General features: G+C 54.5%; 24 protein-coding genes and 1 riboswitch. Of the genes, 15 read left to right on the forward strand and 9 right to left on the reverse strand.

The features are described 5' to 3' along the window. Nucleotides 1-28: 28 nt before the first annotated feature. Nucleotides 29-649: a TIGR04211 family SH3 domain-containing protein gene (locus OGV83_RS16680; protein ID WP_012135182.1), complete on the reverse strand. Its 621-nt coding sequence runs from the start codon at nucleotides 647-649 to the stop codon at nucleotides 29-31. Between the two features lie 241 nt (nucleotides 650-890). On the opposite strand from OGV83_RS16680, the gene OGV83_RS16685 reads away from it, so the two are divergent. The 4 genes from OGV83_RS16685 to glgS all read left to right on the forward strand — a co-directional run bounded on the left by OGV83_RS16685 (nucleotide 891) and on the right by glgS (nucleotide 7044). Then, entirely contained in the window at nucleotides 891-2192 is a 1302-nt protein-coding gene (locus tag OGV83_RS16685) for a CYTH domain-containing protein (RefSeq protein WP_047461147.1), read from the forward strand. 134 nt (nucleotides 2193-2326) lie between these two features. Beyond that, complete coding sequence (gene glnE, locus OGV83_RS16690) at nucleotides 2327-5167, forward strand: bifunctional [glutamate--ammonia ligase]-adenylyl-L-tyrosine phosphorylase/[glutamate--ammonia-ligase] adenylyltransferase (protein WP_286464113.1); 2841 nt, start codon at nucleotides 2327-2329, stop codon at nucleotides 5165-5167. A 59-nt stretch (nucleotides 5168-5226) separates the two neighbouring features. Further along, on the forward strand, nucleotides 5227-6660 hold the full coding sequence (gene hldE / locus OGV83_RS16695; protein ID WP_012135177.1) for a bifunctional D-glycero-beta-D-manno-heptose-7-phosphate kinase/D-glycero-beta-D-manno-heptose 1-phosphate adenylyltransferase HldE: 1434 nt from the start codon (nucleotides 5227-5229) through the stop codon (nucleotides 6658-6660). 174 nt (nucleotides 6661-6834) lie between these two features. Continuing rightward, nucleotides 6835-7044, forward strand: coding sequence for a cell surface composition regulator GlgS (gene glgS, locus OGV83_RS16700; RefSeq protein WP_012135175.1), 210 nt, complete (start codon nucleotides 6835-6837; stop codon nucleotides 7042-7044). 34 nt (nucleotides 7045-7078) lie between these two features. Here the strand turns inward: glgS and ubiK are convergent, their stop codons facing one another. Then, nucleotides 7079-7375 carry a ubiquinone biosynthesis accessory factor UbiK gene (ubiK, locus tag OGV83_RS16705; protein WP_024130961.1) on the reverse strand — a complete coding sequence of 99 codons (297 nt, stop codon included), beginning with the start codon at nucleotides 7373-7375 and terminating at the stop codon, nucleotides 7079-7081. A gap of 132 nt (nucleotides 7376-7507) precedes the next feature. Next, nucleotides 7508-7713, forward strand: a riboswitch (FMN riboswitch). Between the two features lie 105 nt (nucleotides 7714-7818). Here ubiK and ribB point away from each other — a divergent pair. After that, on the forward strand, nucleotides 7819-8472 hold the full coding sequence (gene ribB, locus OGV83_RS16710) for a 3,4-dihydroxy-2-butanone-4-phosphate synthase (RefSeq protein ID WP_012135173.1): 654 nt from the start codon (nucleotides 7819-7821) through the stop codon (nucleotides 8470-8472). Between the two features lie 293 nt (nucleotides 8473-8765). Further along, entirely contained in the window at nucleotides 8766-8942 is a 177-nt protein-coding gene (locus OGV83_RS16715) for a hypothetical protein (protein ID WP_012135172.1), read from the forward strand. 19 nt (nucleotides 8943-8961) lie between these two features. On the opposite strand, the gene zupT is transcribed toward OGV83_RS16715, so the two are convergent. Beyond that, nucleotides 8962-9735, reverse strand: a complete 774-nt coding sequence (gene zupT / locus OGV83_RS16720) for a zinc transporter ZupT (RefSeq protein WP_024130960.1) — start codon at nucleotides 9733-9735, stop codon at nucleotides 8962-8964. A 141-nt stretch (nucleotides 9736-9876) separates the two neighbouring features. Between zupT and ygiD the strand changes: the two genes are divergently transcribed. Then, a complete protein-coding gene (ygiD, locus tag OGV83_RS16725) occupies nucleotides 9877-10665 on the forward strand; it encodes a 4,5-DOPA-extradiol-dioxygenase (RefSeq protein ID WP_047461156.1) in 789 nt (262 codons plus the stop codon). 85 nt (nucleotides 10666-10750) lie between these two features. Here the strand turns inward: ygiD and OGV83_RS16730 are convergent, their stop codons facing one another. From OGV83_RS16730 to tolC, 3 genes are all read right to left on the reverse strand, one after another. After that, nucleotides 10751-11911 carry a glutathionylspermidine synthase family protein gene (locus tag OGV83_RS16730; protein ID WP_012135169.1) on the reverse strand — a complete coding sequence of 387 codons (1161 nt, stop codon included), beginning with the start codon at nucleotides 11909-11911 and terminating at the stop codon, nucleotides 10751-10753. A 5-nt stretch (nucleotides 11912-11916) separates the two neighbouring features. Further along, entirely contained in the window at nucleotides 11917-12585 is a 669-nt protein-coding gene (locus OGV83_RS16735) for a DUF1190 family protein (RefSeq protein WP_110493817.1), read from the reverse strand. A gap of 215 nt (nucleotides 12586-12800) precedes the next feature. Further along, the gene (gene tolC, locus OGV83_RS16740) at nucleotides 12801-14270 is read right to left on the reverse strand and encodes an outer membrane channel protein TolC (RefSeq protein ID WP_115608831.1); all 1470 of its coding nucleotides are present in this window, start codon (nucleotides 14268-14270) and stop codon (nucleotides 12801-12803) included. Nucleotides 14271-14475: 205 nt separating this feature from the next. On the opposite strand from tolC, the gene nudF reads away from it, so the two are divergent. The 5 genes from nudF to parE are packed head-to-tail and all read left to right on the forward strand — an operon-like array spanning nucleotide 14476 to nucleotide 18881. Then, nucleotides 14476-15108 (forward strand): ADP-ribose diphosphatase, encoded by a 633-nt coding sequence (gene nudF / locus OGV83_RS16745; protein ID WP_024130957.1) that lies wholly within the window; start codon nucleotides 14476-14478, stop codon nucleotides 15106-15108. Beyond that, a complete protein-coding gene (locus tag OGV83_RS16750; RefSeq protein WP_012135164.1) occupies nucleotides 15105-15527 on the forward strand; it encodes a DUF1249 family protein in 423 nt (140 codons plus the stop codon). Before nudF ends, OGV83_RS16750 begins: the two co-directional genes overlap by 4 nt. A 24-nt stretch (nucleotides 15528-15551) precedes the next feature. Continuing rightward, on the forward strand, nucleotides 15552-16379 hold the full coding sequence (cpdA, locus tag OGV83_RS16755; protein ID WP_112001543.1) for a 3',5'-cyclic-AMP phosphodiesterase: 828 nt from the start codon (nucleotides 15552-15554) through the stop codon (nucleotides 16377-16379). Beyond that, nucleotides 16379-16960 carry an esterase YqiA gene (yqiA, locus tag OGV83_RS16760; protein ID WP_012135162.1) on the forward strand — a complete coding sequence of 194 codons (582 nt, stop codon included), beginning with the start codon at nucleotides 16379-16381 and terminating at the stop codon, nucleotides 16958-16960. Before cpdA ends, yqiA begins: the two co-directional genes overlap by 1 nt. Before the next feature lie 28 nt (nucleotides 16961-16988). Then, nucleotides 16989-18881 (forward strand): DNA topoisomerase IV subunit B, encoded by a 1893-nt coding sequence (parE, locus tag OGV83_RS16765; RefSeq protein WP_012135161.1) that lies wholly within the window; start codon nucleotides 16989-16991, stop codon nucleotides 18879-18881. A gap of 75 nt (nucleotides 18882-18956) precedes the next feature. On the opposite strand, the gene OGV83_RS16770 is transcribed toward parE, so the two are convergent. Beyond that, the gene (locus OGV83_RS16770) at nucleotides 18957-19808 is read right to left on the reverse strand and encodes a helix-turn-helix transcriptional regulator (protein WP_012135160.1); all 852 of its coding nucleotides are present in this window, start codon (nucleotides 19806-19808) and stop codon (nucleotides 18957-18959) included. Nucleotides 19809-19973: 165 nt separating this feature from the next. On the opposite strand from OGV83_RS16770, the gene OGV83_RS16775 reads away from it, so the two are divergent. Genes OGV83_RS16775 through OGV83_RS16785 form a run of 3 tightly spaced genes read left to right on the forward strand, consistent with a single transcriptional unit; the run spans nucleotide 19974 to nucleotide 24320 of the window. Then, nucleotides 19974-21794, forward strand: coding sequence for a DUF2264 domain-containing protein (locus OGV83_RS16775; protein WP_248623060.1), 1821 nt, complete (start codon nucleotides 19974-19976; stop codon nucleotides 21792-21794). Between the two features lie 32 nt (nucleotides 21795-21826). Next, a complete protein-coding gene (locus tag OGV83_RS16780) occupies nucleotides 21827-23095 on the forward strand; it encodes an oligosaccharide MFS transporter (protein ID WP_012135158.1) in 1269 nt (422 codons plus the stop codon). 34 nt (nucleotides 23096-23129) lie between these two features. Beyond that, the gene (locus OGV83_RS16785; protein ID WP_115181102.1) at nucleotides 23130-24320 is read left to right on the forward strand and encodes a glycoside hydrolase family 88 protein; all 1191 of its coding nucleotides are present in this window, start codon (nucleotides 23130-23132) and stop codon (nucleotides 24318-24320) included. Between the two features lie 115 nt (nucleotides 24321-24435). On the opposite strand, the gene OGV83_RS16790 is transcribed toward OGV83_RS16785, so the two are convergent. Both OGV83_RS16790 and OGV83_RS16795 read right to left on the reverse strand, forming a co-directional pair. Further along, nucleotides 24436-24750: a putative quinol monooxygenase gene (locus tag OGV83_RS16790; RefSeq protein ID WP_012135156.1), complete on the reverse strand. Its 315-nt coding sequence runs from the start codon at nucleotides 24748-24750 to the stop codon at nucleotides 24436-24438. A 30-nt stretch (nucleotides 24751-24780) separates the two neighbouring features. Further along, entirely contained in the window at nucleotides 24781-25362 is a 582-nt protein-coding gene (locus OGV83_RS16795; RefSeq protein ID WP_047461170.1) for an NAD(P)H-dependent oxidoreductase, read from the reverse strand. Between the last annotated feature and the right edge of the window lie 60 nt (nucleotides 25363-25422).

The raw sequence follows: 25422 nt of genomic DNA on the forward strand, positions 1-25422 counted from the left end.
CATATGTCAGTGCGGCAGAGAAGGCGATTTAGTTCATCCAGCGGTCTTTGCGTTTACGGCTTGGGATCATGTGCGGGAGAACCAGGCCGAGCAGCAGGCCGAGTCCCAGCACGCCGCCGCCATACATGAACCACTGCATAATAATGGTGCGCTGCTTGTCATCAAGTTGCAGATTGGCGGCGCTGACTTTCTTCTGCGCCACGATCAGCTCGTTTTTCAGCTTCTGGTTTTCTTCTTTCAACCCGTTAATCACGCTGTCGCTCTGCGACACTTTTTGCTGCATGTCGGCCGTGCGCTGATTCCAGGTGGTATCAATATTGTTCAGCTTATCGGTCAGCGTCTTAACCTGATTTTCCAGATCCGGTACGCGGATACGCAGGCTGGGCGAGCTGTTCAGCTCTTTCATCGGGATCCAGGCAGTACGACCTGTACTGTCTTTCACCTGAGCGTAATTCGTGTTGGCGTCAGTCTGTAATAATGTCACTTCCTCGCCGGCATTCACCGTACCCACGAGGCGATAATTATCTCCCGGACCGCTGCGGACCCAGGTATTCAGTTCGTCAGAGACATAGCGCTTCTCTTCTGCGTGGGAGACGGCAGTGGCGCTAAGTGCAAGTAAAGTTAATCCAATCAGGCGTAATTTTGGCATCAGGCTGTCGTTTTTGTCATAAAAAGTGGAACGATAGTAGTGGCATCAGTGTCTCTACGCAAAGCATTCGACATCAATCGGAATCATCTGTGTCATCTTTGCCACTGTTTTAAACTTTTACGCCCGTCAAATTGCTCGTTGCATGGCAATTTGGCGCAAAATACTATCTACTGACAAAAAAGAACGCGTTAAGTTCGCCGTCATTCTTCCCATATGTGACATAACCCATAAGTACAAGGCAATGGCTCAGGAAATCGAATTAAAGTTTATCGTTAATCACGACGCTGTAGACGCGTTGCGTGACCATCTGCAAACACTCGGCGGCGAGCACCATGCGCCCAGCCAGTTACAGAACATTTACTACGAAACGCCGGACAAGTGGTTGCGTGGACATGATATAGGTCTGCGCATCCGTGGCGAGAATGGTCGTTATGAAATGACCATGAAAATCGCCGGTCGGGTTACGGGGGGCCTGCATCAACGGCCGGAATACAATGTTGCGCTGAGCGAGCCGACGTTGGATCTCGCACGGCTCCCGCAGGAGGTCTGGCCGAACGGCGAGCTGCCCGCGGATCTCGCTTCACGCGTGCAGCCGCTGTTCAGCACCGATTTTTACCGTGAGAAATGGCTGGTGGACGTTGACGGCAGCCGTATTGAAATCGCGCTCGATCTTGGCGAAGTGAAGGCCGGAGAATGTGCCGAGCCAATTTGCGAGCTGGAGCTGGAACTGTTAAGTGGCGAGACCCGTGCGGTGTTGAAACTGGCAAACCAACTGGTGTCGCAAGCGGGTCTGCGTCAGGGCAGCCTGAGCAAGGCCGCACGGGGATATCATCTGGCGCAGGGGAATGCTCCGCGTGGGATCAGACCTACTGCGGTGCTGAAAGCGCCAGCCAAAGCCAGCATTGAGCAGGGGCTGGAAGCGGCGCTGGAGCTGGCATTGTCGCAATGGCAGTACCATGAAGAACTGTGGGTGCGTGGAAATGACGCCGCCAAAGCGGATGTACTGGCGGCGATGGGGCTGGTTCGCCATGCGCTGATGCTGTTTGGCGGTATTGTACCGCGTAAAGCAAGCGCTCACTTACGCGATTTGCTGACGCAGTCGGAAGCGACCCTTGTCTCTGAGGTTTCAGCCATCACGGCTATCTATAGCACGCAAACGGCGATGGCTAAACTGGCGCTGACCGAATGGCTGGTCACCAAAGCCTGGCAACCGTTCCTTGATGCCAAAGCGCAGGCGAAAATGGCCGATTCTTTCAAACGCTTTGCCGATATTCACCTGTCGCGCCATGCGGCGGAGCTGAAAGCGACTTTCGGGCAGCCGTTGGGCGATCGGTATCGCGATCAGCTTCCGCGCCTGACCCGCGATATTGACAGCATTTTGCTGCTGGCAGGTTATTACGACGCGAATGCGGTACAGGCCTGGCTGGAGAACTGGCAGGGCCTGCGCCACGCGATTGTGACAGGGCAGCGCATTGAAGTTGAACACTTCCGCAATGAGGCGATCTTCCAGGAGCCGTTCTGGCTGCATAGCGGAAAACGATAACCAGTAACGCCTGATGGCGATGCAGCGCATCTTATCAGGCCTACGGGCGCAGGTTTTGTAGGCCGGATAAGGCGTCACGCCGCCATCCGGCAACACTCATCGGGATTAGTTAGCCATCTGAGGACACACCTTAAATGAAGCCGCTTTCTTCACCGTTACAGCAGCACTGGCAGACCGTGGTTGAGCGGTTACCAGAAATCCTGGCTGAAGCCACGCTTAGCGTTCAGGCGAAGTCAGTACTTACATTTAGTGACTTTGTGCAGGACAGCGTGATTGCGCATCCCGAATGGCTGACTGAGCTGGAAAGCGCGCCGCCGCAGGCCGATGAGTGGCGGCATTATGCCGCGTGGCTACAGGACGCGTTGGCGCAGGTGACTGATGAAGCGGCGCTGATGCGTGAGCTTCGCGTATTCCGTCGCCGCATCATGGTACGTATCGCCTGGGCGCAGGCGCTGTCGCTGGTGGAAGAAGAAAACATTCTGCAACAGCTAAGCCATCTGGCGGAAACGTTGATCGTCGCCGCGCGCGACTGGTTGTATGACGCCTGCTGTCGCGAATGGGGGACGCCCTGCAACCATGATGGCGTACCTCAACCGTTGCTGATTCTGGGGATGGGAAAACTGGGCGGCGGCGAGCTGAATTTCTCCTCGGATATCGATCTGATCTTCGCCTGGCCGGAGCACGGTTCCACCCGGGGCGGTCGGCGCGAGCTGGATAACGCGCAGTTCTTTACCCGCATGGGGCAGCGTTTGATCAAAGTGCTGGACCAGCCGACGATGGACGGCTTTGTGTACCGGGTGGATATGCGCTTGCGCCCGTTTGGCGACAGTGGCCCGCTGGTGCTGAGTTTTGCCGCGCTGGAAGATTATTACCAGGAACAAGGGCGCGACTGGGAGCGTTATGCGATGGTCAAAGCGCGCATTATGGGCGCTGCCGACAGTGCGTATGTCGATGAACTGCGCACCATGTTGCGACCTTTCGTGTTCCGCCGCTATATCGATTTCAGCGTGATCCAGTCCCTGCGTAATATGAAAGGGATGATTGCCCGTGAAGTGCGCCGTCGCGGTCTGAAAGACAATATTAAGCTTGGCGCCGGCGGTATTCGTGAAATTGAGTTTATCGTGCAGGTGTTCCAGTTGATTCGCGGCGGACGGGAACCCTCGCTGCAATCGCGCTCGTTGCTGCCGACGCTGAGCGCGATTGATGCGCTGCACCTGTTGCCAGAAAATGACGCCGGACAGTTACGCGCGGCCTATCTCTTCCTGCGCCGTCTGGAAAACCTGCTGCAAAGCATCAATGATGAGCAGACCCAGACGCTGCCGGGCGATGAACTGAACCGGGCGCGTCTGGCCTGGGGAATGCGCACGGATGACTGGTCGCAGCTCACCGACATTCTGGCGGCGCACATGGCTAACGTGCGTCGGGTATTTAACGAACTGATTGGCGATGACGAAACCGATACTCAGGAAGATACGCTGTCGGAACACTGGCGCGAACTGTGGCAGGATGCGCTACAGGAAGATGATACCACGCCAGTGCTGGCGCATCTGTCCGACGACGATCGCGGACGCGTGCTGGCGTTAATCGCCGACTTTCGTAAAGAGCTGGATAAGCGCACCATTGGCCCGCGTGGGCGGCAGGTGCTCGACCATCTGATGCCGCATCTGCTTAGCGACGTGTGCTCGCGCGAAGATGCTTCTGTGCCGCTGTCGCGTATTACGCCTCTGCTGGTGGGGATCGTTACGCGTACCACCTACCTTGAATTACTGAGCGAATTTCCCGGCGCGCTGAAGCACCTGATTTCGCTGTGCGCCGCTTCGCCGATGGTGGCGAGTCAGCTGGCGCGTTATCCGCTGTTGCTCGATGAACTACTGGACCCGAATACGCTGTATCAGCCAACGGCGACCGACGCTTATCGCGATGAGTTACGCCAGTATTTGCTGCGTGTGCCGGAAGATGACGAAGAGCAGCAGCTGGAAGCGCTGCGCCAGTTTAAACAAACGCAACTGTTGCGCATTGCGGCGGCGGATATTGCCGGTACGCTGCCGGTGATGAAGGTCAGCGATCATCTGACCTGGCTGGCGGAGGCCATTATCGACGCTGTTGTCCAGCAGGCGTGGGGGCAAATGGTGGCGCGCTATGGGCAGCCGACGCACCTTGCTGAGCGCACCGGACGCGGGTTTGCGGTGGTGGGTTATGGCAAGCTGGGCGGCTGGGAGCTGGGCTATAGTTCCGATCTTGATCTGATCTTTTTGCACGATTGCCCAATGGACGTGATGACCGACGGCGAGCGTGAAATCGACGGCCGCCAGTTCTACTTACGCCTGGCGCAGCGCATTATGCACCTGTTCAGCACCCGCACCTCTTCCGGTATCTTGTATGAAGTGGACGCGCGGCTGCGCCCGTCCGGCGCGGCGGGAATGCTGGTCACGTCGGCGGAAGCCTTTGCCGATTATCAGAAAAACGAAGCCTGGACATGGGAGCATCAGGCGCTGGTGCGCGCCCGTGTGGTTTATGGCGACCCGCAACTGACCTCGCAGTTTGACGCCGTGCGTCGCGATATCATGACTCTCGCCCGCGAAGGTAAAACGTTGCAGACCGAGGTGCGCGAAATGCGCGAGAAAATGCGCGCGCATCTGGGCAACAAGCATCGCGATCGTTTTGATATCAAAGCCGACGAAGGCGGGATCACCGATATTGAGTTTATTACCCAATATCTGGTGCTGCGCTATGCGCATGAAAAGCCGAAACTGACGCGCTGGTCCGATAACGTGCGCATTCTGGAACTGCTGGCGCAAAACGACATTATGGATGAACAGGAAGCGCAGGCGCTGACGCAGGCCTATACCACGCTGCGCGATGAGCTTCATCACCTTGCGCTACAGGAGCTTCCTGGGCATGTGGCGCAAGAGTATTTCAGCAAGGAACGCGCGCTGGTACGGGCAAGCTGGCAGAAGTGGCTGGTTGCCGGGTGAAGTGTGCTATTATCGCGCGCAAATTTTAAGACCCTCAGAGAATCTCTCAGGAGACAGGAATGAAAGTAACGCTGCCAGAGTTTGAACGTGCAGGAGTCATGGTTGTTGGTGATGTGATGCTGGATCGCTACTGGTACGGGCCGACCAGCCGTATTTCCCCCGAAGCGCCGGTGCCCGTTGTCAAAGTGGACACCATTGAAGAACGTCCGGGCGGCGCGGCGAACGTGGCGATGAACATCGCTTCTCTGGGCGCAAATTCGCGTCTGGTGGGTCTGACCGGTATTGACGATGCGGCGCGCGCGCTGAGCAAAACGCTGGCGGATGTGAACGTAAAATGCGACTTCGTTTCTGTGCCTACGCATCCGACGATTACCAAACTGCGTGTACTTTCCCGTAACCAGCAGCTGATTCGCCTGGATTTTGAAGAAGGCTTTGAAGGCGTCGATCCGCTGCCATTGCACGAGCGTATTAACCAGGCGCTGGGCTCAATTGGCGCGCTGGTGTTGTCTGATTACGCCAAAGGCGCGTTGGCCAGCGTTCAGCAGATGATTCAGCTTGCGCGTAAAGCGGGCGTTCCGGTGCTGATCGACCCGAAAGGCACCGATTTCGAACGTTATCGCGGCGCCACGCTGTTGACGCCGAACCTGTCCGAGTTCGAAGCGGTGGCGGGTAAATGTAAAAGTGAAGAAGAGATTGTCGAACGCGGCATGAAGCTGATTGCCGATTTCGAATTTTCTGCGCTGCTGGTGACCCGTTCCGAGCAGGGAATGACGCTGCTGCAACCGGGTAAAGCGCCGCTGCATATGCCGACCCAGGCGCAGGAAGTGTATGACGTTACCGGTGCCGGGGATACGGTGATCGGCGTACTGGCGGCCACATTAGCGGCGGGGAACTCCCTGGAAGAGGCCTGCTATTTCGCGAACGCGGCAGCAGGCGTTGTCGTCGGTAAACTGGGAACATCAACCGTTTCGCCAATCGAACTGGAAAATGCGGTGCGCGGTCGTGCGGATACCGGCTTTGGCGTGATGACGGAAGCCGAGCTGAAACAGGCCGTGGCCAGCGCGCGTAAACGCGGCGAGAAAGTGGTCATGACCAACGGCGTTTTTGACATTCTGCATGCCGGACATGTGTCTTACCTGGCGAACGCCCGCAAGCTGGGCGATCGCCTGATCGTCGCGGTGAACAGCGATGCCTCCACCAAACGTCTGAAAGGCGAAACTCGTCCTGTGAATCCGCTGGAACAGCGAATGATCGTGCTGGGTGCGCTGGAGTCCGTTGACTGGGTAGTTTCTTTCGACGAGGACACCCCGCAGCGGCTGATTGCAGGTGTGCTGCCGGATCTGCTGGTGAAAGGCGGTGACTATAAGCCAGAAGAGATTGCCGGTAGCGAAGAAGTCTGGGCCAACGGCGGCGAAGTGCTGGTGCTTAACTTCGAAGACGGTTGTTCGACCACCAATATCATCAAGAAAATCCAGAAAGACAGCGATAAATAACCGCTGAACAGACGGCCCGATACGCACAGCGCCATCGGGCATCTGGCTTGTTTCCAAAGTGTGATGTCAGGCAACTGATATGCGCACTTTTTGCACAACCGTTCAACACATATAAGAGAATACTGAAATTAGAAAAAGCATATGGCCTTAACAGATATTTGATAACTGGAGGGTATGCTGATGAACGACAAGAACGTATATTCGTTAAACAATTTTGATTTTCTGGCGCGCAGTTTCGCCAGGATGCAGGCTGAGGGCCATCCTGTTGATATCCAGGCCGTTACCGGAAATATGGATGAGGCGCACCGCAGCTGGTTTTGCAAACGCTATGCGCTTTACTGCCAACAGGCGACACAGGCTAAGAAGCTAGAACTCGAACACTGAAAATATCAACGGGCCTTACGGCCCGTTGTGGTTTTTACTCTTGCGGATCGACAGGCGGGATGGCGGGCGCAGGTTTAACATCTACAGGTTTCTCACGCGCTTCCAGCTCGCTGAGGCGTTGCTCCAGCAGCGCCAGCTTTTCGCGGGTGCGCAGTAAGACCTGAGTCTGCACGTCAAACTCTTCACGGCTCACCAGATCGAGACGCGTCAGCTGCGATTGCAGCGTCTGACGGATTTTCTTCTCGATATCTTCCCCGAACTCCCGAACCCCTTTCGGCATCGACTCGTGAACCTGACGAGCGAGTTGCTCAATTTTTTTCGGGTCAATCATTGTGGTTTCCCTGAACTGGTAAGTGTCAGAACACATTGTAGTGCGATATGCAGGCGTCATAAACCAGAATTGTGTGTCGCTTAGCGGAGTAAAGGCGTTGATGAAGGTAATCAATAGCGTTATAGTTAACTCGCTTATTCTCAGGGCGGGGCGAAATTCCCCACCGGCGGTAAATCAGCGTATGGCCAAAAGATTTCGCGTTGCGGCAATGCAGCAGCGGCGTGAAAGATGAAGGACAGGTTGAAAGCCCGCGAGCGCTTCAGGTGCAAATCTGAAGGTCAGCAGATCCGGTGTAATTCCGGGGCCGACGGTTAAAGTCCGGATGGGAGAGAGTAACGATCCAGTCGGGCATGGGCCCGCTCACGTTATTTTTTTGCCGCTTGTCGGTACTCCTAAGACTGCCCTGATTCTGGTAACCATAATTTTAATGAGGTTTTTTTACCATGAATCAGACGCTACTTTCCTCTTTTGGTACGCCTTTTGAACGTGTGGAACATGCGCTATCCGCGCTGCGTGAAGGACGCGGTGTGATGGTGCTTGACGATGAAGATCGCGAAAACGAAGGCGATATGATTTTCCCGGCCGAGACCATGACCGTTGAGCAGATGGCGCTGACCATTCGCCACGGCAGCGGCATTGTTTGTCTGTGCATCACTGAAGATCGTCGCAAGCAGCTCGATCTGCCGATGATGGTGGAGAACAATACCAGCGCCTACGGCACCGGTTTTACCGTGACCATTGAAGCCGCAAAAGGCGTGACTACCGGCGTTTCTGCCGCAGACCGCGTAACGACCGTTCGCGCAGCCATTGCCGATGGCGCGAAACCTGCCGATCTGCACCGTCCAGGCCACGTTTTCCCGCTGCGCGCGCAGCCGGGCGGCGTTCTGACCCGTGGCGGCCATACTGAAGCCACCATCGATCTGGTGACGCTGGCCGGGTTCAAACCTGCTGGCGTACTGTGCGAGCTGACGAATGACGATGGCACAATGGCGCGCGCGCCGGAATGCATCGCGTTTGCCGGTAAACACAACATGGCAGTAGTGACGATCGAAGATCTGGTGGCTTACCGCCAGGCGCACGAGCGTAAAGCCAGCTAATTCTGTAGGCCTGATAAGCGAAGCGCCATCAGGCGATGAGATGATAATAAAAACCGAAGCCGGTTCGCAGGCTTCGGTTTTTTGTGTTTACAGAGGTCATTAATCCCGCCGTTTATCCCTTATATTTTACTTTTTTAAACATCCCATCTGTTAATAAAAGCCCAACCTTTTTCTCTATGATCAAAATCATATTCTCGATTTCATACTGTGCCAGTATATAGGGCTACCTCAATATAGGTAGAAAAGGTTTTAACGCTAATTGTTTGGTAATATTAGATTTTAAGGGTAAGAGGATGTTTATCGCCTGGTATTGGCTCGTCTTAATTTTTCTGGTGATCGTAGGGTATTTTTGCCATATGAAACGCTATTGTAAGGCGTTTCGGCAGGACAGAGATGCGCTGCTGGAAATCCGCAATAAATTACTTCGTCGCGATGATGAAGAACGCGTTATGACCAAAGAGCAGGAATAAGCGCTTCCTGCTGCCTCTGTTATCCGATTCCCATCGCCTGAAGCACGACAAGACTCAACCCCATCACCGACATTCCACACAGTACGCCGTAGCTGGGATTATTATTAGGGTCGATCTCTTTTGCCAGCGGCATCAGCTCATCAACGGATAATGCCACCATAATTCCCGCGACGGCGGCCATGATGGACGCCATAACGACCGGTGAGATCAGGCTGCCCAGAATAAGCCACGCCATCACACCGCCAAGAATTTCCGCCATCCCGGAGATACCGGCCCAGAAAATTGCTGTCCGTTTTGAACCGGTTGCGGCGTAGACTGGCCCGGCGACCGCTAATCCTTCAGGAATATTGTGCAAGGCGACCGCCAGGGCAATGCCAAAACCCAATTCGAGGTTGCTGCTGGCGGTGACGAAGGTAGCGATACCTTCCGGGAAGTTGTGCAGGCTGATGCCCAGCGTCAGCAGGATGGCGGTGCGTTTTATCGAGCCGGGGAGAGGACGTGCGGTTTTTTGCACTAAATCTTGTGGATGGGCGTGGGGAAGCAGCCTGTCGAGACCGAAATAACCCAGCAAGCCGATAATAAACATGCCGTAACCCAGCACCGGAGACATGCCATCTGCCGCCAGCGCGGCTGGCAGCATCTCCATCAGCGAGATCAGCAGCATAATGCCTGCGGCGAATCCCAGTGAAAACGCCAGTACGCGGTTGGACGGTTTTTGCCCCAGCACGCCAAGAAACGCGCCAATAAAGGTGGCGGCGCCCGCCAGTAAGGTCAGAATTAAAGGTACTGACATCGACAACTCCTTATGATTCAACTGTCCGAACCTGACCTTCAAAATAACTGATGATCTTCATCATGGTTATCTGAGTTCTTCATCCATCGAAAAAGCGTATTGTGATGATATCAAAATGACTCCCTCAGTAAGGATATCATCATGTCTTCAACACGTATGCCAGCATTGTTTTTAGGTCACGGTAGCCCGATGAACGTTCTGGAAGATAATGTGTATACCCGCGCCTGGCGGCATCTGGGGGATACATTGCCGCGTCCAAAAGCGATTGTCGTTGTCTCGGCGCACTGGTTCACGCGAGGGACGGGCGTGACGGCGATGGAAGCGCCAAAGACGATCCATGATTTTGGCGGCTTTCCTCAGGCATTGTATGACACGCACTATCCTGCGCCCGGTTCGCCGGAACTGGCGCAACATCTGGTTGAGTTGCTGTCGCCGACGCCGGTCGCGCTGGATAAAGAGGCGTGGGGCTTTGATCACGGCTCCTGGGGCGTGTTGATCAAGATGTACCCGAATGCGGATATCCCGATGGTGCAGTTGAGCATCGACAGCACCAAACCGGCGGCCTGGCATTTTGAAACAGGGCGCAAACTGGCGGCGTTGCGGGACGAAGGCATTATGCTGGTCGCCAGTGGCAACGTGGTGCATAACCTGCGCACGGCGCGCTGGCATGGCGAGAATACGCCCTACCCGTGGGCAACGTCATTCAATGAGTATGTGAAAGCGAATCTGACATGGCAGGGGCCGGTAGAACAGCATCCGCTGGTTAATTACCTCGATCATGAAGGAGGATCGCTGTCGAACCCAACGCCGGATCACTATCTGCCGCTGCTGTATGTGTTAGGCGCATGGGATGGCAAAGAGCCGGTGACGATTCCGGTTGACGGCATCGAGATGGGCAGCCTGAGTATGCTGTCGGTACAGGTGGGATGATTAATGCCCGATGGCGCTACGCTTGTCGGGCCTACGGCACGAATTGTAGGCCGGGTAAAGCGGAGCCGCCACCCGGCACAAGAGACTATTCGACAAAGATATGCGGGTAGAAGCGGGACAGATCCTGGGTGATCAACGCTCTGTCTTCGCGAATACCGATCCCGGCGGGTTGATCGTTGATCAACCAGCTGCCAATCAGCATATAGCTGTCGCCAAACTTTGGCAGCGGACAGAACTGCTGCACAATCATGCCTTCTTCGCCGTAAGGGCCTTCCACCGCTTCGATCGTTTTCCCGTTCTCAATGATGGAGACGTTAGCGCCTTCACGCGAGAAGATCGGTTTGACGACGAATTTTTCCATTTGCGGATAGTCATCTTCCGCAAAATAAGCCGGCAGCAGGTTAGGGTGATCAGGGAACATTTCCCATAACATTGGGAGCAGCGCTTTATTGGAGATAATGCTCTTCCAGGCCGGTTCCAGCCAGCGAACGCCAGCATCTTCCAGCTTGGTGGAGAACATTTCACGCAGCATAAATTCCCACGGATAGAGCTTAAACAGATTGGCAATCACCTGATCCTGCAAGTCCGAAAACTGACCTTTTTCACCCAGGCCGATATCTTCAATGTAGAGGAACTCGGTGGCGATTTCAGCTTCGGCGGCGCAGTCCTGTAGATACTGGATTGTCCCGCGATCTTCCACGGTGTCGCGACAGCAGGTGAGGTGCAGCAGTTGGAAGCCATACTGCTCACGCAGCTCGGCGAAGCGTTCGATCAGCTTTTCTTGCAGACTGTTAAACTGATCGCTGCCTTCCGGCAGGTTGCCCGCATTGAGCTGGTCTTCCAGCCAGATCCACTGGAAAAACGCGGCCTCATACAGTGAGGTCGGCGTATCGGCGTTATTTTCTAAAAGTTTAGGCTCACCCGTGCCATCCCACGCCAGATCGAGGCGGGAATAGAGTGACGGCTGCTGCGTTTGCCAGGACTGACGTACAAAGCCCCAGGTATGCTTAGGAATGCGAAATTTCGTCATCAGCTCGTCGCTGGCGATCACTTTCTCCACGACCTTAAGGCACATCTGGTGCAGTTCAGCGGTGACGTCTTCCAGCTTCTCAACCTGGTCGAGCGTCAGCTTGTAGTACGCGTCTTCACACCAGTACGGTTCCCCGTACATCGTGTGAAAATTAAAACCGTATTCGGTGGCTTTCTCGCGCCAGTCCGGGCGCTCAGTAATACTGATTCTTTCCATGCGTCTTAGCCGCCCATCGAACGATTCGAGGTGCCGGTGGCGCTACGCTGCATTGTGCTTTGTTTTGCCACTGATTCGCCAAAACCACCACGGGTAACGGTTGTGGTTGTGGCGGGCTTCGGCGCCATCGCGGTTTTCGGTACGGTCATGGTGCGGCCCGGCTGTGCGGCGCCGTAGTTCTTGCCGCTGGCGTCGGTGTATTTACCGTAGGCCGGGCTGGCCGGGTTTTTTGAACTGAACAGTGGTTGCTGAGCAAAGCCCGCGCCGCCGCCCATCATTCGGCCCATCATATAGCCCGCCATCAGCGGCATCCAGAAGCTGCCGCTGGATTGCGCCTGCGCCTGATTTTCCGGCGCCATGCCAGCCTGAGCCGGCGCCTGCTGGCACTGGCCTTCGCCGAATTCAGCCACGCAGTCTTCACGCGTCGCGTATTTCGGCGCGGTACGTTCCGCTTCTTTCAGGGCATTGTTGAATGCGGTCGTACATTCAGCGTTTTTGCCCGGATTCGCCGCCGAGCAGTCGTCGGCGTTTTGATACAGCGAAACCGTTTCGTCGCTTTTTTCACAGCCGGCCAGCATAAAGACAGCGGTAACCGCCAGAGCAACCGGAGTAAGATGACGTGCGCTCCAGTTTTTGCGGAACGAGGCGTGATGTATAGATTTTGTCCGTTTCATTTTTGTCTTCCAGGACCCAGTGGTAAACACAATAAATAATGCTCAGGATAGTGGATGGCTGGTCGAAATTGAAGCGAGAAGAGGCGAGAATGCGGCAGAATGGCGGGATCTTTACGTTGCCTTACGTTCAGACAAGGTTTAGCGCCCGGTGGCGCGACGCTTACCCTGCCTGCAATCAGGTAGGCTCAATAAGCGAAGCGCCATCGGGCAATTCATCAGTTACGGAACGGGTTGTTACCGTTGCTGCTGGTGGAACGTGCTGAAGCAGGCTGAACCGTACTGGCATTATAGCCATCCGCCGCTGCATCCTGCTGCGGGGTTTCCGGCGCGACGTTATCCGGGGATGTCGAGATCGGTTTACCCAGCGCATTGTTCAGCGCCACCAGATCCTGCTCGTTCAACGTACCGAGAGCATTCTTGATGTTCAGCTGGTTAATCAGATAGTTATAACGCGCATTCGCCAGTTGTTGCTTCGCTTCATACAGCGCAGTGGTGGCATCCAGCACGTCAACAATGGTACGCGTACCCACGGAATAACCGGCTTCGTTTGCATCCAAAGAGCTTTGCGCGGAAACAACAGCCTGTTTGTAAGCGTTAATGCTGCTGATAGAAGCATTAATGTTGTTGAAGGAAGAGCGCACGGTCTGCACGACGCTGCGGTGCGCGCTTTCCAGCTGTTCGCTCGCGCCAACAAAGTTGTACTGCGCCTGTTTCACCTGAGAGTTGACCATCCCACCCTGATACAGCGGCAGCGAGAAGCTCAGGCCGATTTTGTTCTGGCCCATATTGCTGTCGTCATATTGGGAACCTGTTGCCCCATGGGTTTTGGAACCATTGTATGAGGTGTCAGACACGCCGGTAGAGGCGGTTAAATCCAGCGTTGGCAGATGGCCGTCCTGCGCCTGGCGGATTTGCTCGCGCGCCAGATCCTGGCTCAGACGCGCCTGCAACAGCGTCAGGTTACGGTTTTCGGCCTCTTTCAGCAGCGCGTTAACGGCCTGCGGCTTATCGGTTTTAAAGTTCGTGACATTCAGCGAAGCCAGTTCCGGGTAGTAGTTACCGGTGACCTGGCGCAGTTCTTCTACGGCGTTATCCAGATTGTTGCGGGCGGTGACTTCGTTCGCCAGCACGGTATCGTATTGTGCACGGGCGTTTTGCACGTCAGTGATAGCGACCAGGCCGACGTTAAAACGCTGGGTGGTTTGATCTAACTGACGATAAACGGCTTCTTTCTGCGCCTGCGTATAAGAGAGAACGTCAATGGCGTTCAGGACTTTAAAGTAGGCGCTCGCCGTATTGAGGATCAGCGTTTGCTGATCGGTCTGGAACGTGACGTCCTGGATACCTGCGGATTTTTCCTGCAACGTCAGCGCGCGCCATTTTGACATATCAAAAAGGGTCTGGGTTAATTGCAGAGAGGCGCTGGTGGCGTTGGAGTTGATGCCATTCGCATCACGATAGCCGTTGCTGTAGGTGTAATCGGCACCTAAACCCAGTTGCGGCAGTAAAGGACTACGCGCTTCGTTAATTTTTTCGAATGCAGCATCGCGATCGGCGGCGGATTTACGCAATTCCGGGTTGCTCAGGCGTGCTTGCTGATAAACTTGCATCAGGTTCTCTGCCTGGCTCAGTGTGCTGAACCCCGTCAGGCTCAGGCCGATAAGGATGGGGAGCAATTTCTTCATTTGCATTCCTTGTTGTGAAGCAGTATTTAGCGCTGATCAAATTGTAAAAATAATTGCTGATTCTAGCAGAATCCGCCACTGCAAAAAGTTGGCGTTACGTGCCATCCGGCGTTAATTTGCACCAATTTATCACAAGGTCGCTGAAACGGCAGTCAAACGCCCTTGAAATTCACATTTTAATCACTATTGGTACCAGGACAGCACAATGCATAAACCAGACAACTCGCCAATGACTTTCTCCAAAAACGATGTAGAAATTATTGCACGAGAAACGCTATATCGCGGTTTTTTTTCACTGGATCTCTATCGTTTCCGCCACCGCCTGTTCAACGGTGAAATGAGCGGTGAAGTGAAACGCGAAATTTTTGAGCGCGGCCACGCCGCAGTGTTGCTACCCTTTGACCCTGAGCGCGACGAAATTGTACTGGTCGAACAGATTCGTATCGCGGCGTATGACACCAGCGAAACGCCGTGGTTGCTGGAAATGGTCGCCGGGATGATCGAAGAGGGCGAAACCGTTGAGGAGGTCGCTCGTCGCGAAGCAATGGAAGAGGCCGGACTTGAGGTCAAACGGACGAAACCGGTCATGAGTTACCTGGCAAGCCCCGGTGGCACCAGCGAGCGTCTTTCTATTTTAGTGGGCGAAGTGGATGCCACGACCGCGAACGGGATTCATGGTCTGGCCGATGAAAACGAAGATATTCGTGTTCATGTGGTAAGTCGGGAGCAGGCTTACCAGTGGGTAGAAGAGGGGAAAATCGACAACGCGGCTTCTGTCATCGCTTTGCAATGGCTGCAACTGCACTATCAAGAGTTAAAACACGAGTGGAAAAAATGAAGCGTTACACACCTGACTTCCCTGAAATGATGCGCCTGTGCGAAACTAATTTTTCGCAATTGCGCCGCCTGTTGCCGCGCAATGACGCACCCGGCGAAACAGTAAGCTATCAGGTGGCCAACGCGCAATATCGGTTAACGATCGTTGAATCGACCCGATACACTACGCTTGTTGCGATCGAGCAGACGGCGCCAGCCATTACGTACTGGAGCCTGCCGTCACTTACGGTGCGCCTGTACCATGACGCGATGGTGGCCGAAGTGTGTTCAAGTCAGCAGATCTTTCGCTTCAAAGCGCGGTATGATTATCCAAATAAAAAGTTGCATCAACGCGACGAAAAGCATCAAATTAATCAGTTTCTGGCCGACTGGCTGCGTTACTGTTTAGCACATGGAGCGATGGCGATTCCGGTTTATTAGCGTCGTGAAACCTAAGGACACCATTTGGAAAGCCTGTTAACCCTTCCTCTGGCTGGTGAGGCCAGAGTCAGGATCTTACAAATTACCGATACTCACCTGTTTGCCGAAAAACATGAAACGCTGCTGGGCGTGAATACCTGGGAAAGTTACCAGGCGGTGCTGGATGCGATTCATGCCGGGCAGCACGAATACGATCTGATCGTGGCGACAGGTGATTTAGCGCAGGATCAAACGGCTGCGGCCTATCAGCACTTTGCTGAAGGTATCGCAAGCTTTCGCGCGCCTTGCGTTTGGTTGCCGGGTAACCATGACTTTCAGCCCGCGATGTACAGCGCGTTGCAGGAAGCGGGGATCTCCCCGGCCAAACGCGTGTTTATCGGCGATCAATGGCAAATCTTGCTGCTGGATAGCCAGGTTTTTGGCGTACCGCATGGTGAATTGAGCGACTTTCAGCTTGAATGGCTGGAGCGCAAACTTGCCGATGCGCCGGAGCGCCACACCTTGCTGCTTCTGCATCACCATCCATTGCCTTCGGGATGCAGCTGGCTGGATCAGCACAGCCTGCGTAACGCGGCCGAACTGGACAGCGTGCTGGCGAACTATCCTCGTGTCAAATACCTGTTGTGCGGTCATATTCATCAGGAGCTGGATCTTGACTGGAATGGCCGCCGCCTGCTGGCGACGCCGTCCACCTGCGTCCAGTTCAAGCCACACTGCGCGAACTTCACGCTGGACACGATAGGGCCAGGCTGGCGGACGCTGGAACTGTACGCCGGGGGTTCTCTGGAAACGCAAGTGCATCGTCTGCCGGGGACTCAATTCCGACCCGATACCGCTTCGGAAGGATACTGATGTCTACGCTTCTTTATCTGCATGGGTTTAATAGCTCTCCGCGTTCGGCAAAGGCATGTCAGCTTAAAAGCTGGCTGGCGGAGCGCCACCCTCATGTTGAGATGATCGTGCCGCAACTGCCGCCGTATCCTGCCGATGCAGCAGAGTTGCTGGAATCTATCGTGCTTGAACACGGTGGAGCGCCGCTCGGCGTCGTCGGATCGTCGCTGGGCGGCTATTACGCCACCTGGCTGTCGCAGTGTTTTATGTTGCCTGCGGTGGTGGTGAACCCGGCGGTGCGGCCGTTTGAACTGTTGACCGACTACCTCGGTCAGAACGAGAACCCCTACACCGGGCAGCAATATGTGCTAGAGTCTCGCCATATTTACGATCTTAAAGTCATGCAGATTGACCCGCTGGAAGCGCCGGATTTGATCTGGCTGCTGCAACAGACGGGGGATGAAGTGTTGGACTACCGCCAGGCGGTGGCGTATTACGCCTCCTGCCGCCAGACCGTTATCGAGGGCGGAAACCATGCATTCACGGGCTTCGAAGATTATTTCAACCAGATTGTCGATTTCCTTGGACTGCACAGTTTCTGACAATCAATTCGAATTGCTAATTTAAATCATGACGCAAACTTATAACGCTGATGCCATTGAGGTACTCACTGGGCTTGAGCCGGTACGCCGCCGCCCGGGGATGTACACCGATACAACCCGCCCGAACCATCTTGGGCAGGAAGTGATTGATAACAGTGTGGATGAAGCACTGGCGGGTCACGCAAAACGCGTGGATGTGATTTTACATGCCGATCAGTCACTGGAAGTGATTGATGATGGCCGTGGGATGCCGGTGGATATCCACCCGGAAGAGGGCGTTCCGGCGGTTGAACTGATCCTCTGCCGACTGCATGCGGGCGGTAAGTTCTCCAACAAGAACTACCAGTTCTCCGGCGGTCTGCACGGGGTGGGGATTTCCGTCGTCAACGCCTTGTCAAAACGCGTGGAAGTCACCGTGCGTCGTGATGCCCAGGTCTATAGCATCGCTTTTGAAAACGGCGAGAAAGTGCAGGATCTTCAGGTTGTCGGGACATGCGGTAAACGTAATACCGGCACCAGCGTTCACTTCTGGCCGGATGAAACTTTTTTCGACAGCCCGCGTTTTTCCGTCTCTCGCTTAACCCATATCCTGAAAGCGAAAGCGGTGCTGTGCCCTGGCGTTGAAATCACCTTTAAAGATGAGGTCAACAATAGCGAGCAGCGCTGGTGCTATCAGGATGGCCTGAACGACTATCTGGGCGAAGCGGTTAACGGCCTGCCGACCCTTCCTGAAAAACCGTTTATCGGTAATTTTGCCGGTGATACGGAAGCCGTAGACTGGGCGCTGCTGTGGCTGCCGGAAGGCGGCGAGCTGCTGACCGAAAGCTACGTTAACCTGATTCCGACGATGCAGGGCGGCACTCATGTGAACGGGCTGCGCCAGGGTCTGCTGGACGCGATGCGTGAATTCTGCGAATACCGCAATATTCTGCCGCGCGGCGTGAAGCTGTCTGCGGAAGATATCTGGGATCGCTGCGCTTACGTGCTCTCGGTGAAGATGCAGGACCCGCAGTTCGCCGGGCAGACCAAAGAGCGTCTCTCTTCGCGCCAGTGTGCGGCGTTTGTGTCGGGCGTGGTGAAAGACGCCTTCAGCCTGTGGCTGAATCAGAACGTTCAGTCTGCGGAGCTGCTGGCGGAGATGGCCATTTCCAGCGCCCAGCGTCGACTGCGCGCGGCGAAGAAAGTGGTGCGCAAAAAGCTGACCAGCGGCCCGGCGCTGCCGGGTAAACTGGCGGACTGTACCGCGCAGGATCTCAATCGTACCGAACTGTTCCTCGTGGAAGGGGACTCGGCGGGCGGTTCCGCCAAGCAGGCGCGCGATCGTGAATATCAGGCGATCATGCCGCTGAAAGGTAAAATCCTCAACACCTGGGAAGTCTCTTCTGATGAAGTGCTGGCATCGCAGGAAGTACACGATATTTCTGTGGCGATCGGCATCGATCCAGACAGCGACGATCTGAGCCAGCTGCGTTACGGCAAGATCTGTATCCTGGCGGATGCGGACTCCGATGGTCTGCACATTGCCACGCTGCTCTGCGCCCTGTTTGTGAAGCACTTCCGCACTCTGGTGAAGCACGGGCACGTCTACGTCGCGCTGCCGCCGTTGTACCGTATCGATCTCGGCAAAGAGGTCTACTATGCGCTGACGGAAGAAGAGAAAGCGGGCGTGCTGGAACAGTTGAAGCGTAAGAAAGGCAAGCCGAACGTGCAGCGCTTTAAAGGTCTGGGTGAAATGAACCCGATGCAACTGCGCGAAACCACGCTCGATCCGAACACCCGTCGCCTGGTGCAGCTCACTATCAGCGACGAAGACGATCAGCGTACCAACGCCATGATGGATATGCTGCTGGCGAAGAAACGCTCCGAAGACCGCCGCAACTGGTTGCAGGAAAAAGGCGATATGGCGGATCTCGACGCGTAATCGACCATTGAATGCCTTATCCGGCCTACGCTCGCATTGTGCCCGTAGGCCGGATAAGCGAAGCGTCATCCGGCGTTACTGTCTATGCCGCTTGCGATACTGCAACGGCGTTTCGCCAATCCCTTTGCCAAAGGCGCTAATAAAGTACGTCACGTCTGAAAACCCCACCTGTCGGGCAATCTCCCGCACACTCTCCTCGCTGTGTAACAACGCTTCGCAGGCTTTGCGTAACCGAAGGGTATTGAGGTAATTGAGGATGCTTTCACCGGTTTCAAAATGAAAGCGCCGGGAAATGTAGCTTTTTGATTTTCCTGACTCTTCTGCCAGCTCGCTGAGGCTGAATTTACGGGTGTAATTCTCATCCAGCCAGAACATCACCTGGCTTGCTATTCCGGTGCCAATCTCCGTCATATTGACGTTATCTTCGGGCAACAGGCTAAATAAACTCAATAACAGGCAGGAAATCTGTTCGGCGTTAAGCGGCTTGAGCGCTGCCATTTTTTCGTAACGGCTGAAGAGAAAATCAACGTGCGGGTGAATATCCGCCACATCGAATACTCTGGCCTCGCCGCCACGTACGGTCAGACTTTGCAGACGCTGTTGATTAAGCGGAAAATCGCGCAGCACTTTCAGTACCGCATGCTGATCGAGGTGAATAATGGTTCGGCGGTAGTGGTCTTGCGCCTGCTCATCCACCATGATTTTATGCAGGGTAAAGGGCGGGAAAAAGAACAATCGACCTGGCCGCATGGTGTATTGCTGGTGATCGACGATCACTACGCCAAATCCTTCCTCCACATACAGCACCTCCAGACACTGATGCCAGTGGTGATAGCGAACCGAGTTAGCAAATAATCGACTAAATGACGCAATGGCGTCATTGAGCGCGATCAGTTCCAGATGTTCCTGAGATGAGGGTGCATTCATAGTGCAACAGATTTAAATTTTTGCCGCTGAATTCTGGTTTATAAACCTTGTTTTTAAATTTTTTCAATCACTGTTTTATTTTAATTCTATTGGTGTGATTGAGATAACATTTCCGCTTGTCGGCGATTCACTATCCTTTAGCCACTTAATTCAGAGGGGCAGAGTATGTGGTCGGCAACTGAAGAAAAATCAAATCCATTGTCATTCCGTGAAGACGTAATCAGCGCCGTCACAACGATGCTGAGCGCGCTGGATAAACAGTTTCCCGCAGGGGCGGCGCAGTTTTCACTGGGTGACACCTGCGCGCACTACAGTGTGGATATCGCCTGCATGGAAGGGCTCTCCAGAGCGTTATGGGGTCTGTTTCCTCTGATGGCTGGCGGCGCTGAGGTGCCGTTTGCTGATAAGTATATTCAGGCGATTAAACTCGGCACCAATCCACTCAGTCCGCACTACTGGGGCGATACCGACCCTTACGATCAGCGCCTGGTTGAGATGGCCGCCTACGGCCTCGGCCTGGCGTTGCTGCAAACGCGTTTAACCGACAAGTTCAGCGAAACGGAACTGGCGAATCTCCATCGCTGGCTAAACCAGATCACCGACGCACAAATGCCGGACAGCAACTGGAACTACTTTGCGATTATCGTCCAGTTGGGTTTCAAACGTGCCGGGCTGCCGTTCGATCAGGCGGCGATCGACCGCCGTTTTACGATGATGGAAGCGTACTACCTGGGTGACGGCTGGTATGCCGATGGCCCCGGTCGCCCAAAAGATTACTACATCTCGATGGCTTTTCATTTTTACGGGCTGCTGTACGCCACACTGAACCCGGAAGATGCTGCCCGTGCCGCCACCCTGCGCGAACGCGCTCGCCTGTTTGCCGCTGATTTTATCTACATGTCGGCAGCAGATGGCGCATCCGTACCGTTTGGCCGCAGTTTGACCTATCGCTTTGCGATGGTCGCGTTCTGGAGCGCGGCGGCGTTTGCTGAGCTGGATGTCTTCTCGCCGGGCGTGATTAAAGGGGTGATCCTGCGGCATCTGCGCTGGTGGCAGCAGCACCCGATCGTCGATCGTGACGGCATTCTGACGCTGGGGTTTGCTTATCCGAACCTGGCGATGTGTGAAGATTACAACTCGCCGGGCTCCCCTTACTGGGCGCTGAAGGTTTTTTTGATCCTCGCCTTGCCGGACGATCACGCCTTCTGGCAGGCCGAAGAACTCCCGCTGCCGCAATGCGCAGAAAAACACGTTATTCCCCATGCCGCACAAATTTTGCAGCACAGTGAGAATTCAGACCATGTCACGATGCTGACTTCGGGCCAGCTTGAACTGAATAACTACGTTAACACCGAAGCGAAATACACGAAGTTTGCCTACTCCAGCCGTTTTGGTTTCACCATTGAACGCGGACGCTATGGCCTTAAACATGCGGCGTGCGACTCCATGCTGCTGCTGGCGGATGGCGACAACTATTTCCGTGGCCGCCGTCGCTGCGACGAAGTGCGGGTCGATGAGAATTTTATTTTTTCCCGCTGGTCTCCGTGGCATGACGTCACTGTCGAGACCTGGCTGGCGCCCTTCGGCGAGTGGCATCTTCGCCTGCACCGCATCCACAGCGCGCGAACGTTGCAAACCGTGGAAGGCGGCTTTGCGGTGATGAAAGCGGCGCATCAGCTCAGTGAGCGCGGATGCTACCTGGCGGCAGAGAACGGATGCAGCACGATCGTCGATCTGTCGCCCGCGCTGGCCCGCCAGCCGGACAGCATTATTACGCCGCCGAACAGCAGCATTATGTTTGCACAATGCGCCGCGATTCCACTGCTTACCGCAGAAATTGCACAGGGCGAAAGCTGGCTGTGTTGCGCGGTTTCTGCTTCCAGGCAACAGAAAAAATATACGGCAATTCCGCAACTGCAAATAAACGATAACCAGGTGGTTATTCGCGAACCAGAAAGCGCACGCCAGTTATCGTTCTTTTTATAAAACTCTGGCCCCTACACGTTGGCGAGGATGGTATGAAAAATTGTTCAACAAATAACAGAACTGAATATTATAAAATCAGTAGCTTTATATTCCTCTATTTCTTTACCTGGTCTGCCAGTATTGGTTTACTGGCCATCTGGCTGGGGCAGAAAGCACAGCTAAGCGGCACGGTTATTGGTACGGTGTTTGCAGTAAACGGTATTTTTGCGGTCATTCTGAAGCCCATTTATGGCTACATTCTCGATAAAATCGGCATGAGCAAATACCTGCTCTATTTTGTTGTGATGATGTCGGCACTAATGGCGCCATTCTTTATTTATGTTTATCAGCCATTATTGCTTTCAAACACCATGCTGGGCATTGTTATAGGCGCGATTTACCTGAGCTTTGCCTGGTATGCTGGCGTGGCGGCTTGTGAATCCTACTCTGACCGCTTCAGCCGTCTTAACGGCATGGAGTTTGGCCAAATCCGTATGTGGGGCTCGCTGGGGTGGGCGGTGGCGTCGTCGTTTTCCGGCCTGCTGTTTAACCTCTCTCCGGCGTATAACTTCATTATGGGCAGCGTGGCGTCGGTAGTGATGCTGGTGGTACTGCTGAGTCTGAAAGTGAATGTGAATGCGGCAAACGCAGCGGACGTGCTGACAAAAGAGAAAATCGTCCCGGCGGATGTCTACGCGCTGTTGCGCAGCCGTAAGTTCTGGGCGTTCTGTCTGTATGTCGCCGGTGTGGCGTGGATGATGTTTATCGCAGAGCAGCAGTTCTCCCGCTACTTTGTCACTTTCTTCTCTGACGTTCATGAAGGCAACGCGGTGTTTGGCTATCTGGGAACCGTGCAGTCGGGAATGGAATTTGTCATGTATATGGTGGTTCCATTATTTGTTAACGCGATCGGCGCTAAACGCGGTTTGTTGATTGTGGGGGCGCTGGTTGGCGCGCGTCTGATTATTTCCGGGCTGTGTGATTCACACCTGCTCATCTCCGTACTGAAGCCGCTGTATGGTCTGGAAATCTGTCTGCTGTTGGTTTCGGTCTTTAAATACATTGCTGAACACTTTGATAAACGCGTCAATGCGACCATGTATTTATTGGGCTATCAGGCGATGCTGTATGTCGGCAATGTGGTGATCTCTTCACCTGCCGGATTAATGTATGACCGAATTGGTTTTGAGAAAACGTATATCATCATGGGGATTATTGCTCTGACCTTTACGCTTATTTCGGCATTTACCTTATCGGCATGTCAGAGTAAATCCCGCCATCGTACCGCTATTGAGATCGCCGAAAATAATACGGCGCATTAAATTTCATTGGGTTTAATTTAGAAGGAACCGAAATATGTTAAATCATATCGTTGAGGAAACGTTGCGCGCATTTCCTGGCAGCCCGGTTGACGCCGGAACTTTTCAGGATGAAATGATCGGCGCGCGTGAACACGTCCTCGAACTGATTAGCCGTCATTTAACGGAATTCGGTGAAAAATTTCCTGCCGAAACCTGCGTTAAAGGTTATTACCCGTTAACTGACAACGTTGAGTGGACCACCAGCTTCTGGACCGGGCAACTGTGGCTGGCGTGGGAGATGAGCGGCGAGGCGAAATATCGTGAACTGGCGGAAAAACATGTGCGTTCTTTTGGCCTGCGTATTGCCGGACGCCACGACACCAACACCCACGATCTGGGGTTCCTTTATACCCTGTCCTGCGTCGCAGCCTGGCGACTGACGGGCAACCGCGATGCGCGTGGTTTTTCGCTGATGGCGGCAGAAGCGCTACTGGAGCGTTTCCATGAAAAGGCGCAGATTATCCAGGCGTGGGGCGATCTTAACGATCCCGAACAGGCCGGGCGGATGATCATCGACTGCAACATGAACCTGCCGCTGCTGTACTGGGCGAGCGAGCAGACGGGCGATCCGCGTTTTGCCGAGGCGGCAAAAGCCCATGTGGCGCAGGCCGCGAAATACCTGATTCGTGAAGATGCATCCACTTTCCATACTTACTACATGGATGTGAAAACCGGCGCGCCGCGTTACGGCAACACCCAGCAGGGTTATGCGGATGATTCATGTTGGTCGCGCGGTCAGGCGTGGGGGATTTATGGCTTCCTGCTGAGCTATATCTATACGGGCGACAAAGAGATGGTGGCGCTGTCGAAAAAGCTGGCGAACTATTTCCTTAATCGCCTGCCGGAAGACGCGGTCTGCCATTGGGATCTGGCGCTGGTGGGGACAGACGCGCTGCGTGACGCCTCGTCGGCGGCGATTGCCGTGTGTGGCCTGCTGGAGTTGATCAAACACCTGCCCGTGACCGATCCGGATCGTGAGCGTTATCAGCAGTGGGCGATGGGAATCATGTCATCGCTAACGAAGGGCTATCTGATGGCGAAAAATGAGAAGGGGAACGGGCTGTTGAAACATTCGGTGTACCACCTTTCGAGCAACAAAGGGGTCGATGAGTGTGCTAGCTGGGGGGATTATTTCTACGTGGAAGCGTTAACGCGTTTTACCCAGTGCTGGAAGCTGTACTGGTAACCATATTGCCAGGAATTGCCCGGTGGCACTGCGCTTACCGGGCCTACATTCAGGGAATGCGCTGTCGTGCTGTAGGCCGGATAAGCGAAGCGCCATCCGGCATTTAGCGCAAAACTTAAACGCCTGACTCCAGAATACGGATACTTGTTTCCAGCACGTCGCCTTTAACGGCTTCGGCGTAGGCTTTCATATGTGGGGTTTGCAAATGCGCTTCGAGATGCGCAACGCTTTCCCACTGTTCAACCATCACGATTGAGTCAGGTGCGGTCGTCTGAAAGGCCACGCCCGCAGCGTGATCGACCATCGGCGCGTAGCCGTGGCAACCCTCTTCTTTCAGCACGGTCGGAATGATTTTGGCAAACTGATCCAGTACCGCCTGACGGTGATGTTGACCTGGACGGGTACGGATTTCAGCAATGACAGTAAGCATGGTTAACTCCTTCTAATTCCAGGCTACTAGTTAACCAAAAATCTCGCTCAGATGCTTGCGATATTCTGCGATATAACGCGGGACATCCGGCATTTTGATGACGTCATTGGTGATAAAGGTCGGCAGCGCTTCCATTCCGAGGAACTGATTGGCCTTGTGGAACGGCAGGTATACGCCATCCACGCCAACGCCGTGGAAGAACTGATCGTTGTCGGTGAAAGCCTCCATCGGTGCGTTCCAGGTCAGAGAAAGCATGTATTTTTTCCCCTGAATCAGACCGCCGGAGCCGTATTTTTTTGACGCGTCCGAACGGGTGCGGCCATCGCTGGCGTACAGCGTACCGTGGCCTTCGGTAAAGACGTCATCCATGTATTTTTTTACGGTCCACGGCGCGCCCATCCACCAGCCAGGCATCTGCCAGATAACCACGTCAGCCCAGACGAAGTGCTGGACTTCGGCTTTGACATCGTAATCACTTTCAGCGCGGACGATTTTGACATCATGCCCGAGGTCGCGCAGAAGGCCATCCGCCACTTCGGTCAGGGTGTCGTTCAACTGACCATTGGAGTGCGCAAATTTTTTCGCCCCGTTGATAATCAGAATGTTGCTCATTATTTGTCCTCTCAGGAATGCGTTTGAAACAGATTTTACGCAGATGAGCGGCCCGGTGAA

The organism is Citrobacter sp. CK189 (assembly GCF_030333505.1).
In the GTDB taxonomy this organism is placed as follows: domain Bacteria; phylum Pseudomonadota; class Gammaproteobacteria; order Enterobacterales; family Enterobacteriaceae; genus Citrobacter_B; species Citrobacter_B koseri.

Coding starts and splice junctions, on each gene's coding strand:
- OGV83_RS16730 (WP_012135169.1), bottom strand. CDS start 11,911: ATGGAAAGAATCAGTATTACTGAGCGCCCGGACTGGCGCGAGAAAGCC.
- tolC (WP_115608831.1), bottom strand. CDS start 14,270: ATGAAGAAATTGCTCCCCATCCTTATCGGCCTGAGCCTGACGGGGTTC.
- nudF (WP_024130957.1), top strand. CDS start 14,476: ATGCATAAACCAGACAACTCGCCAATGACTTTCTCCAAAAACGATGTA.
- OGV83_RS16685 (WP_047461147.1), top strand. CDS start 891: ATGGCTCAGGAAATCGAATTAAAGTTTATCGTTAATCACGACGCTGTA.
- OGV83_RS16775 (WP_248623060.1), top strand. CDS start 19,974: ATGTGGTCGGCAACTGAAGAAAAATCAAATCCATTGTCATTCCGTGAA.
- glnE (WP_286464113.1), top strand. CDS start 2,327: ATGAAGCCGCTTTCTTCACCGTTACAGCAGCACTGGCAGACCGTGGTT.
- ygiD (WP_047461156.1), top strand. CDS start 9,877: ATGTCTTCAACACGTATGCCAGCATTGTTTTTAGGTCACGGTAGCCCG.
- OGV83_RS16680 (WP_012135182.1), bottom strand. CDS start 649: ATGCCAAAATTACGCCTGATTGGATTAACTTTACTTGCACTTAGCGCC.
- ubiK (WP_024130961.1), bottom strand. CDS start 7,375: ATGATTGACCCGAAAAAAATTGAGCAACTCGCTCGTCAGGTTCACGAG.
- OGV83_RS16780 (WP_012135158.1), top strand. CDS start 21,827: ATGAAAAATTGTTCAACAAATAACAGAACTGAATATTATAAAATCAGT.
- hldE (WP_012135177.1), top strand. CDS start 5,227: ATGAAAGTAACGCTGCCAGAGTTTGAACGTGCAGGAGTCATGGTTGTT.
- parE (WP_012135161.1), top strand. CDS start 16,989: ATGACGCAAACTTATAACGCTGATGCCATTGAGGTACTCACTGGGCTT.
- yqiA (WP_012135162.1), top strand. CDS start 16,379: ATGTCTACGCTTCTTTATCTGCATGGGTTTAATAGCTCTCCGCGTTCG.
- OGV83_RS16735 (WP_110493817.1), bottom strand. CDS start 12,585: ATGAAACGGACAAAATCTATACATCACGCCTCGTTCCGCAAAAACTGG.
- OGV83_RS16795 (WP_047461170.1), bottom strand. CDS start 25,362: ATGAGCAACATTCTGATTATCAACGGGGCGAAAAAATTTGCGCACTCC.
- zupT (WP_024130960.1), bottom strand. CDS start 9,735: ATGTCAGTACCTTTAATTCTGACCTTACTGGCGGGCGCCGCCACCTTT.
- OGV83_RS16750 (WP_012135164.1), top strand. CDS start 15,105: ATGAAGCGTTACACACCTGACTTCCCTGAAATGATGCGCCTGTGCGAA.
- OGV83_RS16785 (WP_115181102.1), top strand. CDS start 23,130: ATGTTAAATCATATCGTTGAGGAAACGTTGCGCGCATTTCCTGGCAGC.
- ribB (WP_012135173.1), top strand. CDS start 7,819: ATGAATCAGACGCTACTTTCCTCTTTTGGTACGCCTTTTGAACGTGTG.
- OGV83_RS16790 (WP_012135156.1), bottom strand. CDS start 24,750: ATGCTTACTGTCATTGCTGAAATCCGTACCCGTCCAGGTCAACATCAC.
- OGV83_RS16715 (WP_012135172.1), top strand. CDS start 8,766: ATGTTTATCGCCTGGTATTGGCTCGTCTTAATTTTTCTGGTGATCGTA.
- glgS (WP_012135175.1), top strand. CDS start 6,835: ATGCTGATGAACGACAAGAACGTATATTCGTTAAACAATTTTGATTTT.
- OGV83_RS16770 (WP_012135160.1), bottom strand. CDS start 19,808: ATGAATGCACCCTCATCTCAGGAACATCTGGAACTGATCGCGCTCAAT.